The organism is Cyanobacterium sp. Dongsha4 (genome assembly GCF_036345015.1).
In the GTDB taxonomy this organism is placed as follows: domain Bacteria; phylum Cyanobacteriota; class Cyanobacteriia; order Cyanobacteriales; family Cyanobacteriaceae; genus PCC-10605.
Genome location: NZ_CP084098.1, coordinates 879,699 through 895,832, shown reverse-complemented (window position 1 = coordinate 895,832; position 16,134 = coordinate 879,699). Strand labels below are relative to the sequence as shown.

Below are 16,134 nucleotides of genomic sequence, written 5' to 3'. Positions count from 1 at the left end.
CTGACACCTTTAGAACTCCTCACCTACCTTATTGCCACCTGTGACGGATTTAGAACAGAATTTGTTTCAGCAATTTGGGTATAAGTTTGAGATACTTGACTATTAATAGCTACAGTAGTTGTATCATAGAGGTTAGTTGCCATTTTAGGATAAAGTCCGATCGCAACTACTAACACAAGGAAACAAAGAGCAATAAATACCTCTCTAGGTTTAGCATCTTCATAAACTGCCTCAGTGGGTAAAATACAATTAGTGCCAAAACACACCGCCGGTTCATTATCTTGATCAGTGGTGGACAATTCCTCCTTACCTATTACACACATTTGCACTTGGTCATTGCCATAGAATAATTGTCTGAGCATAGATAAGAGATAAATAGGAGTAACAATTAAACCTACAGCACTTAAAAGCACAGTAACGGTGCGGAAACTAGAGTCATAGATGGGGCTATTACTAAACCCAACAAATACAGCTAATTCGCTTACAAATCCACTCATACCGGGTAAGGCTAAAGAAGCTAATGCACCAGCAGTAAATAAGGCGAATACTTTAGGCATTGCTTTACCGATATTACCCATTTCATCTAAATACATAGTATGGGAGCGGTCATAAGTTACACCAGCAAGGAAGAATAATAAAGCGGCAATTAAACCGTGAGAAAGCATTTGTAACATTGCCCCACTAATTGCTAAATCAGAGAAAGAAGCAATACCGATTAAAACAAATCCCATGTGAGAAACAGAGGAGTAAGCTAGACGGCGTTTCATGTTGGTTTGTCCAAAGGAAGCAAAACCGCCATAAACAATGTTAATTACCCCTAAAATCACTAATAAAGGAGCAAAATAAACATGAGCTTCGGGTAAAAGTCCTAAATTGAGGCGAATTAAACCATAGCCACCCATTTTTAATAAAACTCCCGCTAAAATCATCGATACAGGGGAGGAGGCTTCACCGTGGGCATCTGGTAGCCATGTATGAAGGGGAAAAATAGCTAACTTGACTCCAAAGGCAACCAACAAGCCACCATAAAGTAAAATTTCTAGGGCGATAGGATATTCTCTTAATCCTAATTCCACCATATCAAAAGTGATTTGTTGGCCACCAGATAAAGCTAAGGCTAATCCAGCTATGAGAATAAAGATAGAAGCTAAGGCAGTGTAGAGTAAAAACTTAGTAGCCGCATAACGTCTTTTTTGACCACCCCAGATGGAAACTAATAAATATACAGGCACTAATTCCAATTCCCACATGATGAATAGTAGTAATATATCTTGGGCTACAAAAACACCAATTTGGGCGGAATATAATAATAACATTAAAAAATAAAATAATCGAGGTTTGCGATCTACTTGCCATGCAGAAAACATGGATAAAGTTGTGACGAAACCAGCTAATAAAACTAAGGGCATAGATAAACCATCAACGGAAACTGCCCAACTTAAACCTAATTGAGGAATCCAAGAATACTTCTCTGTTAACTGAAAACTGGCATTAGTTGTATCGTAATTTTGCCAGAAAACATAACACATGAGTAGAAAATCAGCCAATCCAACAGCTAAAGCATACCATCTCAGGGTTTTTCCTTGTTTGTCAGGAATGAGAGGAATTAGCAAAGCGGCGATTAAAGGCAAGGCAATCATTGCGGTAAGCCATGGAAATTGATCCGCTATCATATTCACTTTATTTTAAACTTTCAAATATTTTTAATTAAACCATCTTACTACACTCTGTTAACTTTTATTAAGGTTTATTAGTTATTTATACTTATTGAGTTTAAAAGAGATGTTTATAAGTAAGTGGGCAAAGGGCAAGGGGCAAAGGGCAAAGGGCAAAGGTAAATAGTTGATAATTAAAAGGTGACAGGTTTCAGGTTTCATGTTTCAGGTGTTAGATGTTAGAAAATTTCCGAATTTTTAATTCTCCCTACTCCCTACTCCCCACTCCCCTACTTTTATAAAACCCCTAACTCCTAACTCGTTTCTCCCCAATACGCCAATTCCCTGACACCCCAACACCCTGATACCTATTTCCTAAGTCTCATCTCCCTAATCAAATTACTTATTACTTATTTCTTGCTTTTGAGCAAAAATCCCTGACTTTGTGCCAGAGGAAAACAGTTTAAATCTTTAATATCTTCTGGGGGTAATAAGTTGGGGGTTGTAAAAACAATTTCCCATTCATCTACATCTAGTTGTAACCAGTCTAAAAGATTGATTTCTCTTGATTTTCCTTCTAGGTTTACCACTAATGCCAATTTTTCATCTGTATTATCAGGATTAGTACGGATGCCATAAAAGATTGTTGCACCATCTTCGCTAATACGGTTGAAGCGATCGCTTCCTTGTATGTTATTGTGTATCCAACGATGTTGAGAGCGAAAATGTCGGAGAGACAAATTAAAATCGGTGTAAGCAGGATCTACTTTTTCAAAATAATGAGATACATTACACACTTGATAACAGTCTTCCATAAACATATTAGCCCATTGTTTGAGGCGATCGCTATCTAAATTTTGAAGAAAATCAATCATTTCTGCTTGTTTGAGAAATTTAAGAGTTTCTAAATCGCAATAAGCACCATCAACTTCTTTAAAACAACTCTGACAGGCTAAAATTACCTCTTCTAAGTCATAATCTTTAGCAATCATCGTCGAGTTGAGAGTATGGGTAAATTCTTTTAACTGATGTAATTCTCTAAATCCCCAAGACTTCATACGGGTAAATACGTCATCTCTTTGATATAACTGCTCAGTAATGCGCCAATCAAGAAAACCCACCTCCTCACAAACCACTTTTACTCCATATTCTTCATCAGTATTACGGAAAAACATCCAAGGGGTGTGCATCAAAACATTGATAAAATCCATAGGTAAACCAGGACTAAAACCATATACCCATAAAGCTACGGCAGGATTATCATAGGCATTGTAAATAATTTCATTTAAGGAATCCCCTAAAAACTCATTAACATCCGAATCTAAGGGTATTTGATTTCCTCTCCTAAAAGTATCATGATTTCCACATCCAGTAATCCAATTTTGACCCTGAGTCATTACCTCACAAACCCGACTCCATTTTCTATCCCAAAAACCTTTTAAAGCAGGGGTATTATGGGCAAAAATTAAAGGCCCCCACTGATAGGATTCTGATTTAAGTTTAATTAAATCCACATAGGTTGATTTTTCTTCCCAACCCTCTTCAGGCCAAGGCCTTCCATCTTCAAAAATAGTAAATAACCGTCTTTTATAACCTTCTATTTCCTGAACTACATCACTCATGGCTAGTAGATATTGATCATCATATTCCACTCGACCACTGAGAGGATTAAAAAAGCGAAAATCTTGTCCTCCGTCGATTCTAATACCATCTGCCCCCGTATTGATTTTTCTTCGTTGCATTTCTAATAGTAACGCCCTTACCATTGGTGATTGATGGTTTAAATCTTGTCCATACATATTGGGGCCTTTGAAAAAGAGACGGTTTACCAGTAATTCCCCTTGGTTATCGGCATGACCATAAACTAAATCATAAATTAATTTAATCGGCTTTTCAGGAAAATTGTGTAAAACACCAATAAAATCAAATAACTCATCCGGGCGCAGAGTTCCCAAAAAACTAGGATTAGTCGCATTTGAACCAAGAATAGGAACATCATAACCCCAATTTTGAGTATTAGGTTTTGATAGTTTCACTACAATAGGCTCATGAGACAAGTCGCGATCGAGTCCATTAACATCAGTGGTAATATGAAACATGGTGCTATGATTGCTGAAATCCCGTCTATATTCGATGGTAGGCTCAACGGGTAATAATTGAATGGCATCATAACCCACATAATTTTGCTCATAGGGAGAAAGAGTTTGATTTTTGCGGATTTTATCGCCAATGGTGCGGTAAAGGTGAATTAATCCTTCAAAAGTTCCCTCTTGAGTAGCAGTGCCTACATGAAGTTGTAGAATATGTCTTGGATCTGAAACCCTAGGTATTTTCTTATCTCTAATAGTACCCGTGTGCTTAAAATAGTCTATATCCGCTCTTTCCTTTTGCAGACTGTCTATGTCATAAAGTTCAGCAGGGGCAAAGATTCCATAAGGCAGGGAATAAGCCATAACATCTCTGATAATCTCAACCTTACCCGAAGGAGTAACGTATCTTAACCAATAAAAAGATCCAGCATTATCTCTTGTTCCAGCTTGTAATCCTGCAATTACTCCCCAAAAATAAATATCGTATCTCTCTAAACAAACACAATCTCTCCTAAATTTAATATTTTGAGAAGGTTTACGCCAGTCAATTTTTTCAAGGGGAGTAAAAATTTCTAAGTAAATATCTTTAGGGTGAAGCACTTCCCTCATTAACTTAGGAGTCCAAAAACCTATTTCTGTTAAACCATCACTACGATAATGAGTCCCTAAACGGGTAACAATCTCCTGATTTTTCTCAAATATAGTTAAATCATCGGATTTTTCAATATTTTTAACCCATTTAATCAGTTTTTGAGTTTCTTCCTCTACTAAATAAACTAATTTTTTTTCTTCTTTTTTGTCTTCTATACCCATAGTTTTTATTTCTGGATGTATCTCGATCATCTTATAATAAACCCAATTTATGTGAGACTCACGACTAAATTAGAAATCTTTTTCGATTATCAATGGGTAAAAGAGAACAGTTTTAAGAGTAAAAAGTATTGTTTATTTATCCAAAATTAAGTAATATTGTATATTACTATTTAGCAACCTCTTTATCTAAATTCTTGATCGTAGCTAAATCATCCAAGGTTTGTTTGGCTTCTTGTTCATCTATAATACTCAATGCAAAACCAGCATGAACAACAACATAATCATTGATTTTTACTTCAGGAACATAAGCTAAACATACTTCTTTTATAATCCCCGCAAAACTTATTTTTCCTTTTAAATCTAAGAGATTATCACTAGATATTATCTCAATTACTTTTCCCGGAACTGCTAAACACATAGGTAAAATTTAAGGTTATTCTACAGTAGTTATGATAAATTAAAGGCAAGAGGCAAAAGGCAAAAGTGTTAAAATATTTTTTGATATTAAAGACTTCAAGATGTTAGAGATAAAAGACTTTAAAGATTTAATAATTTAGCAAAAAAGGATGGAAATTGCTGAACAATGTTATTTTGTGACCAAAAAATTTCTAAAAGAAGAATTATACGGGATGGTTTTACAAATTAGAAAATCATCATCATCTATACTAGCAAATATATCTGAAGGTTATGGAAGAAGATCTTCGGGAGATTATAAGCGTTTTTTAAGCATAGCTCAGGGTTTTGTAAATGAAACAGAAACTCATCTTCTTTTATCCGCAAGAGTAGGCTTATGTACACTTAAAGATATAGAAACAATTATTAACAACTTGAAAGAAGAAACTAGAATGATTTATACTCTTATCAAAAAATTAAATTATTAAATACTCTTCCCTCCTGCCTTTTGCCTCAATTTTAACTATTAATTTACTTGTCGTTAACTTAGTATATTTCTTGTCAGAATTTTATATCATAATTATTAAAAAACAAAAGCTAAATAGATTTATTCTCAATAACAAACTTATGAAAATAATTTAGTAAATGTTATTTTTAGTTAAGAATATTATCACTAAGTTAACAAAGAGATTTGAGCTTTTATATCCGTGTTAAATTGAAACTAGAAAACTAAGAAAAATTGCCTAAGTTTTAATCATAGTAAGGGTTTGACTTGTTCAAGGTTGGTTTTTCTTGGGAGTTTATTTTACTCAGAGGAATCATGACTACAACGATCGAACCTCCTGCGGAAAATACACAGGTAAAAGATAAACGATTCAAAATTTTAGATGTAGTTATCAAAAAAAATCACGGCAGACAAGACGCTTTAATTCAAGTTTTACATAAGGCGCAATCAACTTTTGGTTATCTTGAAGATGATGTTTTAATTTATGTTGCTCGACAGTTAAAACTACCTCTTAGTGAAGTGTTTGGAGTGGCTACTTTTTATCATCTTTTTTCCTTAAAGCCTTCTGGTGCTCATAATTGTGTTGTTTGTTTGGGTACGGCTTGTTATGTAAAAGGTTCATCGGAATTACTAGAAAAACTGGAGGAGGCTACTGGATTACAACAGGGGGAAACTTCTGCCGATGGTAAGGTGTCTTTGCTTACGGCTCGTTGTATTGGGGCGTGTGGTTTAGCTCCTTCTGTGGTTTATGACGGTAAGGTGTGTGGTAAACAAACCGCCGACGAGGTTGTCAAAAAAGTCACTAGCTGGTTACAGGAGTAGATAACAATGGAATTACACGAACTACAGGCGATCGCACTTGAAACCGTTAACTCTCGTAAACCGATTCGGGTTTTATATTGTAATGCCGCAGGTTGTCAATCTTCAGGGGCGGCGGAAGTGGCTAAGGCTTTGGAAGATGCGATCGCATCTCAGGGATTAACAGAGAAAGTTGATTTATGTGCCGTAGGTTGTATGCGTTTTTGCGGTAGAGGTTGCTTAGTAGATGTCCATGGAAAACTCTACGAAAATGTGCGACCAGAAGATGCTTATCTGATGATTTTAGCCCTACAAAATTCCCAAGTAAACCCCACTGCCCCAGAAGGAGACTATAATCATCCCTTCTTTGCCTTACAAATGCCCGTTGTCTTAGAAAACAGTGGCAAAATTGACCCAGAAAAAATAGAAGATTACATCGCCGTTGGTGGTTATCAACAGTTATATCATGTTCTTCATGAAATGACCCCCGAAGAAGTAGTCAAAGAAATTACCATCAGTGGATTAAGAGGCAGAGGTGGAGGAGGTTATCCTACTGGCTTGAAATGGGCAACAGTGGCAAAAATGCCCAATGAGCAGAAATATGTGGTCTGTAATGCTGATGAAGGCGATCCCGGTGCATTTATGGATCGTAGTGTCTTAGAAAGTGATCCCCATCGTATTATTGAAGGAATGGCGATCGCAGCTTATGCAGTGGGGGCAAACGAAGGATATATTTATGTCAGAGCTGAATATCCACTTGCGATCGCCCGATTACAAAAAGCTATTCAACAGGCGAAACGCAAAGACTTGCTAGGTACACAGATATTTGATAGTCTCTTTGACTTTAAAGTAGAAATTCGAGTTGGTGCAGGGGCATTTGTTTGTGGCGAAGAAACCGCCCTTATCGCCTCTATCGAAGGAAAAAGAGGAAATCCTACCCCTCGCCCTCCCTACCCTGCTCAGTCAGGTTTATGGGGAAGCCCAACCCTCATTAATAATGTGGAAACTTTTGCTAGTGTTGTACCAATTATTCGTCAAGGAGGGGCATGGTATAGCAGTATTGGCACAGCTACCAGTAAGGGTACAAAAGTTTTTGCTTTAACAGGTAAAGTCCAGAATACAGGCTTAATCGAAGTGCCGATGGGGACATCTATTCGACAAATTGTCATGGAAATGGGAGGAGGTGTCACCAATAACGCCCAAGTTAAAGCAGTGCAAACGGGAGGACCTTCTGGGGGATGTATTCCCTTTGAGCTTTTTGACACCCCTGTTGACTATGAATCACTGAGGGAATTAGGCACAATGATGGGTTCAGGGGGAATGATTGTTATTGATGAAGATACTAACATGGTGGGATTAGCCCGATTTTATATGGAATTTTGTCGGGGGGAAACCTGCGGTAAATGTATTCCTTGTCGTACGGGTACTGTGCAACTGTATCAGATGTTGACAAAAATCCTCAACGGCGAAGCCACAGAAAAAGACTTACAAGCATTAAGACACCTATCAGAAATGGTGAAAGCTACTAGCCTTTGTGGTTTAGGACAAACCGCCCCTAATCCTGTGTTAAGCACCCTGAAATATTTTGAAAATGAATATCGGGAGTTGTTGAAAGTTTAAGTAATCAGTAGAGTAATAAGTAATAAATAAGCAATCATACACTGTTTCTTTTTCACAACCCATAGTTCACATTCATTATCTTTGCTTTATGACAACAACATTTTCTCCAAAAATTGTCACAGATTCATGGATAGAAGCCTCTTGGGGTAACTTTATCGAAGCAACGGCAAATGCTGACTATCAGAAAGGAAAATTTTACTACTATTGAGCAATTAATTTCATTCACTTATTTACTTAATTAATGTTAACTCTGAACTCAAATAATTCTAAATTTAAAATTATTCATTATGGCTGTAGTAACCTTAAAAATTGATGATATTGATGTGGCGATCGCATCTGGGAGTAGTGTTCTCAGTGCCGCCAAAGAAGCGGGGGTCAAAATTCCGACACTCTGCCATTTAGAAGGGGTTTCTGATGTGGGAGCTTGTCGTTTGTGTTTAGTACAAATAAAGGGTAGTGACAAACTCGTACCTAGTTGCATCACCGAAGTAACCGAAGGCATGGAAGTCTTTACCCAGACAGACATCCTCAAAGAATATCGTAAAATGACTGTGGAATTACTTTTTGCAGAGGGTAATCATATTTGTGCTACTTGTGTGGCAAATAATAATTGTCAGTTGCAGGATACTGCGGTAGAAGTAGGTATGGATCACAGTCGCTTTAACTACCGTTTTCCTGATCGAGATGTGGACTTGTCTCATCCCATGTTTGGCATTGATCATAATCGTTGTATTCTTTGTACCCGTTGCGTGAGGGTTTGTAGCGAAATCGAAGGCGCTCACGTTTGGAATGTGGCATTTAGGGGGGCGGCGGCAAAGATTATTAGTGGACTAAATCAACCTTGGGGGGATGTATCTGCTTGTACTTCTTGCGGTAAGTGCGTGGAAGCCTGTCCTACTGGTACTATTTTCCGTAAAGGGGCAACTACGGCGGAAATGCACAAGCATCCAGACAACATTGAATTTTTAAATACTGCAAGGGAGAAACACCAATGGACAAGATAAGATTTGCAACGGTTTGGTTAGCTGGTTGTTCGGGTTGTCATATGTCTTTCCTCGATTTGGATGAGTTTTTATTTGACGTAGCCGAAGCAGTGGATGTGGTTTATAGCCCCGTCGCCAGTGACATTAAAGACTATCCTGATAATGTGGATGTTTGTCTGGTGGAAGGTGCGATCGCCAATGAGGAAAACTTAGAATTACTGCTTGAAGTACGCAAAAAAACTAAGTTTCTCATCTCCTTCGGTGATTGTGCGGTGACAGCCAATGTACCCGCCATGAGAAATATGTTAAATGGCTCTGATCCTGTGCTAAAACGGTGTTATCTGGAGTTAAGTGATCACGGTGGTCAAATTCCTAAAGATCCAGACATCGTACCTCCATTACTGGAAAAAGTACAACCCATTCACCATGTGGTAGAGGTGGATTTATTCCTTCCCGGATGCCCACCCTCTGCCCAAAGAATCAAAGATGCGATCGCACCTCTATTAAAAGGAGAAAAACCCGTCATGGAAGGGCGAGAAATGATCAAGTTTGGTTAAATCCTTGCATTTGTTCCCTAAATCTCTGGTTAAAGGAGGCAAAAGGGAACAGGCAATAGGCAATAGTTTTTATCTGATTATAACTCCGAACTCCGAACTCCGAACTCACGAAAAAAATGCTTTTAGCCTTAGAAAAAATTAACGTTTTAGAAGGTCAAACTCTAGTTATAAATGATGTTGACTGGAAGCAATTTGAACAAATATTAGAAGAATTAGGAGAAAAAAGAAATAGTAGAATTGCCTATCATCATTACACCCTAGAAATTATGACTCCATCCCTAGAATATGAACTAGATAAAGTTTTAATTACCACTTTATTAGAGATTATTTTAGAGGAATTAGACATTGATTTTTTGTGTTTAGGTTCAACTACTTTTAAAAGTGAAATCTTGCAAAAAGGACTCGAACCTGATAACTGTTTTTATATTCAAAATGAAGCCAAAATTAGGGGGAAAAAAAGAATAGATTTAACCATTGATCCTCCTCCAGATTTAGCTATAGAAATTGACTTGACATCTCGTACTTATCCTCATATTTACTCGGCTTTAGGTGTTCCTGAATTGTGGCGTTTTGAAAAGGGTAATTTACAGATTAATTTTCTTGAAAATGGTCAATATATAGAGGTAGAATCTAGCCCTATTTTTCCTAATATTCCCTTAAAAACATTAATTCCAGAATTTGTAAATCAGTGTAAAACTCAAGGAAGAAATAAAACCGTTAGAGCTTTTCGGGCTTTAATTAAAGATTATACAATAAAATAATTTTATCAATTATTATTAGATTCTGATTCAAATGGATGTTAATTATTATCTCCAAGAAATAGAAAATATTTTACAAAAGGGTAGTGAAAGAAGTCATTATCCTACTCTAAAAACTTTTATTGATACCGCTATGTTAGGGATTAATACGGTTATTGAAGAAAAAGGTAATCAAGCAGGTATCCCCGATTTTACTGTTAGAAAAAATAATCGTGTTATTGGTTATATTGAAGCTAAAAAAATCAGCGAAAATTTAGATTTAATTCTCGAAACTGAACAACTTAAACGTTATTTAGATAGTGCGATCGCACTTAACTTTGTTTTAACTAATTTTTTAGAATTTCGTTGGTATAAAAACGGTAAATTACAGCAAAAAATTGTTATTGGTGAGGTTAAGAATAATCAAATTATCGCCACAAAAGAATCTGATAAATTCATTGATTTAATCCATAATTTTCTTAGTAATGAAGGGAAAATAATTAACAACTATACTGAGTTAGCTATGGAAATGGCAACAGTAACAAAAGCCCTTTGTTATAGTATTGAATCTGCTTTAAAACAAGAAAATGAAACAGGAGAATTAAGACAATTAAAGTTAGTATTTCAGGATTTATTATTACCTGATTTAGATAGCAATAATTTTGCTGATATGTACGCTCAAACTATTGCCTACGGCTTATTTACCGCTAGAATTGGGCATCATGAAAGATCCCTTTTTTCTTCCCCCCCTATTAGGGGAGGCGAGGGGGGGTTAAAACCTCTTAATAAGGGTGAAAGATCCCCCCTAACCCCCCTTAGCAAGGGGGGAATTAATCAGGAGTTTAATGCGGAAACGGCTAGTTATTATTTAAGTGATAATATCCCCTTTTTAAAAGGTTTATTTGATACCGTTATTAGTACCAATATCGCTAAAAAAATTCAATGGTCAATTTCCCTTTTGATCGAACTTTTAGCTAATGCGGATATGGCTAATATTTTAGAAAATTTTGGGCGAGAAACAAAAAGAGAAGATCCCGTTGTCCATTTTTACGAAACTTTTTTATCTGCTTATTCTGCTAAATTAAGAAAAAATCGTGGTGTTTATTATACTCCCGAACCTGTCGTTTATTTCATTGTCAAAGCCGTTAATGATGTCTTAGAAACTTACTTCTATTTAGATGATGGTTTAGCTAATACCCATGTTAATATTTTAGATCCTGCTACGGGTACAGGTACTTTTTTATACGAGATAATTAAGCAAATTTACGAAAATTTTAACCGTTATGGTGTCAGAAATTGGCACGAATTATTAAAACAAAAACGAGTCTTAAAAAGATTATTTGGTTTTGAGTTATTGATGACTCCTTATACCATTGCTCATTTAAAATTAGGTTTATTATTAAAAACTTTAGGTTATCGTTTTCAAGAGAAAGAAAGACTTAATATTTTTCTCACTAATAGCTTAGATGAAGGTATCAAAAAATCAGAATTACTATTTGCTGAATATATCTCCCAAGAGGCAAACCAAGCCGCCGAAGTTAAAACAGAAACTCCTATTAATGTTGTCATTGGTAATCCCCCTTATGCTGGACATTCCGCCAATAAAGGCAGTTGGATTGATGGTTTAATCAAAGATTATTACCAAGTGGATGGCATGGATTTAAACGAAAAAAATCCGAAATGGTTGCAAGATGACTATGTAAAATTTATCAGATTTGGGCAGTGGAGAATCGAGAAAACTGGAGCGGGAATTTTAGCTTTTGTTACTAATCATGGTTATTTAGATAACCCAACTTTTCGGGGAATGCGTCAACAGTTAATGAATAGTTTTGACTGCATTTATTTAATTAATTTACATGGTAATGCGAAGAAAAAAGAAGTTTCTCCCGATGGCACTCCTGATAAAAATGTCTTTGATATTCAACAGGGAGTTGCTATAATTATCGCCGTTAAAGATATTCCTAAAGACAAGAGTTTTTTAACTTTTAAAGGTGAACCTCATACTATCAAAAATGGGATTTATTATTATGATATGTGGGGTAGTCGTGAGAGTAAATATGAACAGTTAAAAGAGTTAAATTTGTATGAGATTAACTGGGAAACTGTTAACCCTCAATCGCCTTTTTATCTTTTTACTCCTCAAGATACTTTTTTGTTAGAAGAATATAATCAAGGGTGGAAAATTACCGATATTATGCCTATTAATGTCTTAGGTTTTCAAACTCATCGAGATCATTTCGCTATTGATTTTGATCGAGAAAAATTATATCATCGCATTGAGGAAATGAGAGATAAAAATATTTCTGATGATGAATATTACGAAAAATATAATTTAAAAGATAACCGAGATTGGAAACTAAAAAAAGCACGTCAAGAGATTAAAAATGATCCACAATGGGAAGATAAATTAATTGATTGTTTATATCGTCCTTTTGATTGGCGTTTCTGTTATTTTAGTGATACGATAATGGATCGTCCTAGACGTGAATTAATTAATCATGTTATGGGTAAAGATAATCTATGTTTATTAGCTTCAAGACAACAAGCAAATGTAGGTTATTATCATTGTTTAGTAACAAATAAACCAGCTAATGATTGCGTTATTTCTACAATCAGTAGAGAAGCAAATCAAGTATTTCCCCTTTATATTTATCCTGATACAGAAAATGGACAAATTTTAACGCAACAAGAAGAAAAACAAGCTAATTTTTCTCCTAAATTTATTAAAGCAATTACTAATAAGTTAGGCTATACTCCTTCCCCTGAAATGATTTTTTATTATATTTATGCAGTTTTACATTCTCCTCATTATCGTCAAAGATATGCCCAATTTTTAAAGATAGATTTTCCCCGTATTCCTCTGCCTAAGAATCAAGACTTGTTTAAGCAATTAGCAGAAAAAGGAGAGATTTTAGTTAATCTTCATCTGATGAAAAATTTACCTGATATTAAAACTACTATTTCTAACTTTATCAGTAATGACAATTTACCAATTTTTACCCAAGAAAAGGGAGATTTTCACTATCAAGGGGATGGTAAAAATGAGGTGAAGCAGATTAAATATGATGAAAATAAACAACAAGTTATAATTAATAAAGACTGTTATTTTTGTGGTGTTAATAAGTCGTTATGGGAGTTTAAAATTGGCGGTTATCAGGTGTTGGAAAAATGGTTAAAGGATAGAAAAAAAGAAAATCTTAGTCTCACGGAAAAGGATATTATTCACTATCAAAATATTTTAATTGTTTTACAGAATACAATGGAAGTTATGAGGGAAATTGATGATATTTATAAATTCTGAATCATGCTTTACGAAACTTAATTGATTTAATCCCTAAAAAGCATCTAATATTTAAGTATAAATATAGGTAAAAACTATGGGTAAAACTGTTGTTATCGATCCTGTAACTCGCATCGAAGGTCATGCCAAAATATCCATTTATTTAGATGATCAAGGAGAAGTAAATGATGCCCGTTTTCATGTGGTAGAATTTCGGGGTTTTGAAAAATTCTGCGAAGGTCGCCCCATGTTTGAAATGGCTGGAATTACCGCCCGTATTTGTGGTATTTGTCCTGTTAGTCATCTTCTCGCCTCCGCCAAAACTGGGGATAAAATTCTCGGTGTTAAAATTCTTCCCAGTGCGGAAAAACTGCGCCGTTTAATGAATTTAGCACAAATTACCCAATCCCACGCCCTTTCATTTTTCCATCTCAGTAGCCCCGATTTTCTCCTCGGTTGGGATAGCAACCCCTCAACCCGTAACGTTTTCGGCTTAATGGCGGCTGAACCTGATTTGGCTCGTGCTGGTATTCGTTTACGCAGTTTTGGACAGAATATAATTGAACTATTGGGAGCAAGAAAAATCCATGCGGCATGGGCTGTACCGGGGGGAGTGCGATCGCCTCTTTCTGAATCTGGGCGACAATGGATTATGGAAAATCTCCCAGAAGCGAAGCAAACCACTGAATTAGCTTTAAATCTGCTTAAAAAGCTCTTAGATAGTCAATTAACCACAGAAATTGATACTTTTGGCAAATTTGACTCTTTATTTATGAGTTTGGTGGCAGATAACGGTAATTGGGAACACTACGGCGGACATATTCGCTTTGTGGATAGTCAAGGAAATATAGTTGCCGATAAGCTCAGTGAGGACGATTATCAAGATTATTTGGGGGAAGCGGTGGAAAATTGGTCTTATCTCAAGTTTCCTTATTACAAACCTTTGGGCTATCCTGATGGTATTTACAGAGTGGGTCCTCTTGCCCGTTTAAATGTGTGCGATCGCATCGGTACACCTCAAGCAGATCAGGAATTACAGGAATTTCGTCACCGTGCAGGAGGGCGAGTAGCAACTTCCTCTTTCTTCTATCATTATGCCCGTTTGTTAGAAATTGTTGCTTGTTTAGAACAGATTGAAATACTTATGGATGATCCTGACTTATTATCCCCCAGAGTGCGATCGCAAGCAGGAATTAACTTTTTAGAAGGTATTGGGGTGAGTGAAGCCCCTCGTGGTACACTATTCCATCATTATCAAGTGGACGAAAACGGCTTAATCAAAAAGGTTAACCTGATTATTGCCACAGGGCAAAATAATTTAGCCATGAATAAAACCGTCACCCAGATAGCCAAACATTACATTCATGGTCATGATATACCAGAAGAAATGCTCAACCGTGTAGAAGCAGGAATACGCTGTTTTGACCCCTGTTTGAGTTGTTCCACCCATGCCATCGGACAAATGCCCTTACAAATCGAATTAGTGTCTTCCAAGGGAGAAGTTATCAATACCTGTCAAAGAGATTAATCTGAGTTCGGGGTTAGGGATTAGGAGTTATTATTTACCCCGACACTGTTTACCTTTGCCCCTTGCCCTTTCCACTTCAAATTTTGATAACAAATACATTTCCCTTTCCTTCGGGATTATTTTCCACTCTAATAGTTCCATTATGAGCTTCGATCGCCATTTTACAAAAAGATAAACCTAAACCGATTTGTTTTGCTCCCTTGACAGGTTCTCCAATTTGATATTTCTCAAAAATTAACTCTTTTTGTTGGTCAGAAATGGTTTTCCCAGAATCAATAATTTTAATCTCAAAACTATCATTATCATAATAATTTAATGCACAAATTACCTTACTATTTTCAGGAGAAAACTTAATAGCATTAGATAGTAAATTCTGTAAAACACGACGGATTAACTGAGAATCTAAAGAAAAACTTTTCACCGTATCAGGAATATTTAAAACTAAATCAATATTACGAGATTGAGCAATATTCCGAAAACTATTTAATTCACTATTTAATAAATCATTGAGATTCGTCTCTTTATAAGCTAAAACCAGTTTTCCCGACTGAATTTTTGCCATTTGTAAAAGAGTGTCAATTTGATTGTTTAAAACATCACCAGAATTATTAATTTCTTCTAATTTTTGTCCATAAATTTCTTGAGATAAATTGGGCATTTTTAATATCCCTGCACAAAGAATAATATTTGCTAAAGGATTTCGTAAATCATGAACGATTATGCTAGTCATTTCTTCCCTTAACTTCAGCATTTCTTGTAATGAATCATATTGGCTTTTGATTCTTAACATAGATTGAACTCTCGCCGCTAATTCAATACCATTTACTGGTTTGCTGATAAAATCATCCGCTCCCATTTCCAAACATTGAGCTAAATCATTTTTATCGTTTAAAGCCGTTACCATAATAATGGGAATACATTGCCATTCTTTTTTTCCTTTGACAATTTGACACACTTCCATGCCATTCATTTCTGGCATCATCACATCCAATAAAATTAAATCTGGTTTGATACTGTCAATTTGAGCTAAAGCACTCTTTCCACTAGAGGTATAAAATAATTTATAATCATATTTATACAATAAACCCTCAATAACATCAAAATTATTAGGGTCATCATCCACAATTAAAATAACTTGTTTTTTCGGCATAATTTTTTTTACTTCTTATTAAGAA

The 16,134-nt window shown here is 35.7% G+C and carries 12 protein-coding genes; 8 read left to right on the top strand and 4 right to left on the bottom strand.

Annotated features, from left to right (window positions below; translation table 11 throughout):
- Nucleotides 1-23: 23 nt before the first annotated feature.
- The 3 genes from Dongsha4_RS03745 to Dongsha4_RS03735 form a co-directional block, all read right to left on the bottom strand.
- Nucleotides 24-1,673 (bottom strand): NAD(P)H-quinone oxidoreductase subunit 4, encoded by a 1,650-nt coding sequence (locus tag Dongsha4_RS03745; protein ID WP_330204405.1) that lies wholly within the window; start codon nt 1,671-1,673, stop codon nt 24-26.
- Between the two features lie 392 nt (nt 1,674-2,065).
- Nucleotides 2,066-4,558 carry a glucosylglycerol hydrolase gene (gene gghA / locus Dongsha4_RS03740; protein WP_330204404.1) on the bottom strand — a complete coding sequence of 831 codons (2,493 nt, stop codon included), beginning with the start codon at nt 4,556-4,558 and terminating at the stop codon, nt 2,066-2,068.
- A gap of 166 nt (nt 4,559-4,724) precedes the next feature.
- On the bottom strand, nt 4,725-4,976 hold the full coding sequence (locus Dongsha4_RS03735; RefSeq protein WP_330204403.1) for a HypC/HybG/HupF family hydrogenase formation chaperone: 252 nt from the start codon (nt 4,974-4,976) through the stop codon (nt 4,725-4,727).
- A gap of 148 nt (nt 4,977-5,124) precedes the next feature.
- Between Dongsha4_RS03735 and Dongsha4_RS03730 the strand changes: the two genes are divergently transcribed.
- The 8 genes from Dongsha4_RS03730 to Dongsha4_RS03695 all read left to right on the top strand — a co-directional run bounded on the left by Dongsha4_RS03730 (nt 5,125) and on the right by Dongsha4_RS03695 (nt 14,959).
- Nucleotides 5,125-5,439 (top strand): four helix bundle protein, encoded by a 315-nt coding sequence (locus Dongsha4_RS03730; RefSeq protein ID WP_330204402.1) that lies wholly within the window; start codon nt 5,125-5,127, stop codon nt 5,437-5,439.
- 332 nt (nt 5,440-5,771) lie between these two features.
- Nucleotides 5,772-6,278, top strand: a complete 507-nt coding sequence (gene hoxE, locus Dongsha4_RS03725) for a bidirectional hydrogenase complex protein HoxE (protein WP_330204401.1) — start codon at nt 5,772-5,774, stop codon at nt 6,276-6,278.
- A gap of 6 nt (nt 6,279-6,284) precedes the next feature.
- Nucleotides 6,285-7,874: a NuoF family protein gene (locus Dongsha4_RS03720; RefSeq protein ID WP_330204400.1), complete on the top strand. Its 1,590-nt coding sequence runs from the start codon at nt 6,285-6,287 to the stop codon at nt 7,872-7,874.
- Between the two features lie 287 nt (nt 7,875-8,161).
- A complete protein-coding gene (gene hoxU / locus Dongsha4_RS03715; RefSeq protein WP_330204399.1) occupies nt 8,162-8,878 on the top strand; it encodes a bidirectional hydrogenase complex protein HoxU in 717 nt (238 codons plus the stop codon).
- The gene (locus Dongsha4_RS03710) at nt 8,866-9,414 is read left to right on the top strand and encodes an oxidoreductase (protein WP_330204398.1); all 549 of its coding nucleotides are present in this window, start codon (nt 8,866-8,868) and stop codon (nt 9,412-9,414) included. The genes hoxU and Dongsha4_RS03710 overlap by 13 nt, the downstream gene beginning before the upstream one ends.
- A gap of 116 nt (nt 9,415-9,530) precedes the next feature.
- Nucleotides 9,531-10,175 (top strand): Uma2 family endonuclease, encoded by a 645-nt coding sequence (locus Dongsha4_RS03705; RefSeq protein WP_330204397.1) that lies wholly within the window; start codon nt 9,531-9,533, stop codon nt 10,173-10,175.
- A 31-nt stretch (nt 10,176-10,206) separates the two neighbouring features.
- Entirely contained in the window at nt 10,207-13,452 is a 3,246-nt protein-coding gene (locus Dongsha4_RS03700; protein ID WP_330204396.1) for a type ISP restriction/modification enzyme, read from the top strand.
- 76 nt (nt 13,453-13,528) lie between these two features.
- A complete protein-coding gene (locus Dongsha4_RS03695) occupies nt 13,529-14,959 on the top strand; it encodes a Ni/Fe hydrogenase subunit alpha (protein ID WP_330204395.1) in 1,431 nt (476 codons plus the stop codon).
- Between the two features lie 76 nt (nt 14,960-15,035).
- On the opposite strand, the gene Dongsha4_RS03690 is transcribed toward Dongsha4_RS03695, so the two are convergent.
- Complete coding sequence (locus Dongsha4_RS03690) at nt 15,036-16,109, bottom strand: hybrid sensor histidine kinase/response regulator (protein WP_330204394.1); 1,074 nt, start codon at nt 16,107-16,109, stop codon at nt 15,036-15,038.
- Between the last annotated feature and the right edge of the window lie 25 nt (nt 16,110-16,134).

Bases quoted from the DNA above. Each gene is read 5' to 3' on its own strand.
- Dongsha4_RS03745 (WP_330204405.1), bottom strand. From the start codon at position 1,673: ATGATAGCGGATCAATTTCCATGGCTTACCGCAATGATTGCCTTGCCT.
- gghA (WP_330204404.1), bottom strand. From the start codon at position 4,558: ATGGGTATAGAAGACAAAAAAGAAGAAAAAAAATTAGTTTATTTAGTA.
- Dongsha4_RS03735 (WP_330204403.1), bottom strand. From the start codon at position 4,976: ATGTGTTTAGCAGTTCCGGGAAAAGTAATTGAGATAATATCTAGTGAT.
- Dongsha4_RS03730 (WP_330204402.1), top strand. From the start codon at position 5,125: ATGGAAATTGCTGAACAATGTTATTTTGTGACCAAAAAATTTCTAAAA.
- hoxE (WP_330204401.1), top strand. From the start codon at position 5,772: ATGACTACAACGATCGAACCTCCTGCGGAAAATACACAGGTAAAAGAT.
- Dongsha4_RS03720 (WP_330204400.1), top strand. From the start codon at position 6,285: ATGGAATTACACGAACTACAGGCGATCGCACTTGAAACCGTTAACTCT.
- hoxU (WP_330204399.1), top strand. From the start codon at position 8,162: ATGGCTGTAGTAACCTTAAAAATTGATGATATTGATGTGGCGATCGCA.
- Dongsha4_RS03710 (WP_330204398.1), top strand. From the start codon at position 8,866: ATGGACAAGATAAGATTTGCAACGGTTTGGTTAGCTGGTTGTTCGGGT.
- Dongsha4_RS03705 (WP_330204397.1), top strand. From the start codon at position 9,531: ATGCTTTTAGCCTTAGAAAAAATTAACGTTTTAGAAGGTCAAACTCTA.
- Dongsha4_RS03700 (WP_330204396.1), top strand. From the start codon at position 10,207: ATGGATGTTAATTATTATCTCCAAGAAATAGAAAATATTTTACAAAAG.
- Dongsha4_RS03695 (WP_330204395.1), top strand. From the start codon at position 13,529: ATGGGTAAAACTGTTGTTATCGATCCTGTAACTCGCATCGAAGGTCAT.
- Dongsha4_RS03690 (WP_330204394.1), bottom strand. From the start codon at position 16,109: ATGCCGAAAAAACAAGTTATTTTAATTGTGGATGATGACCCTAATAAT.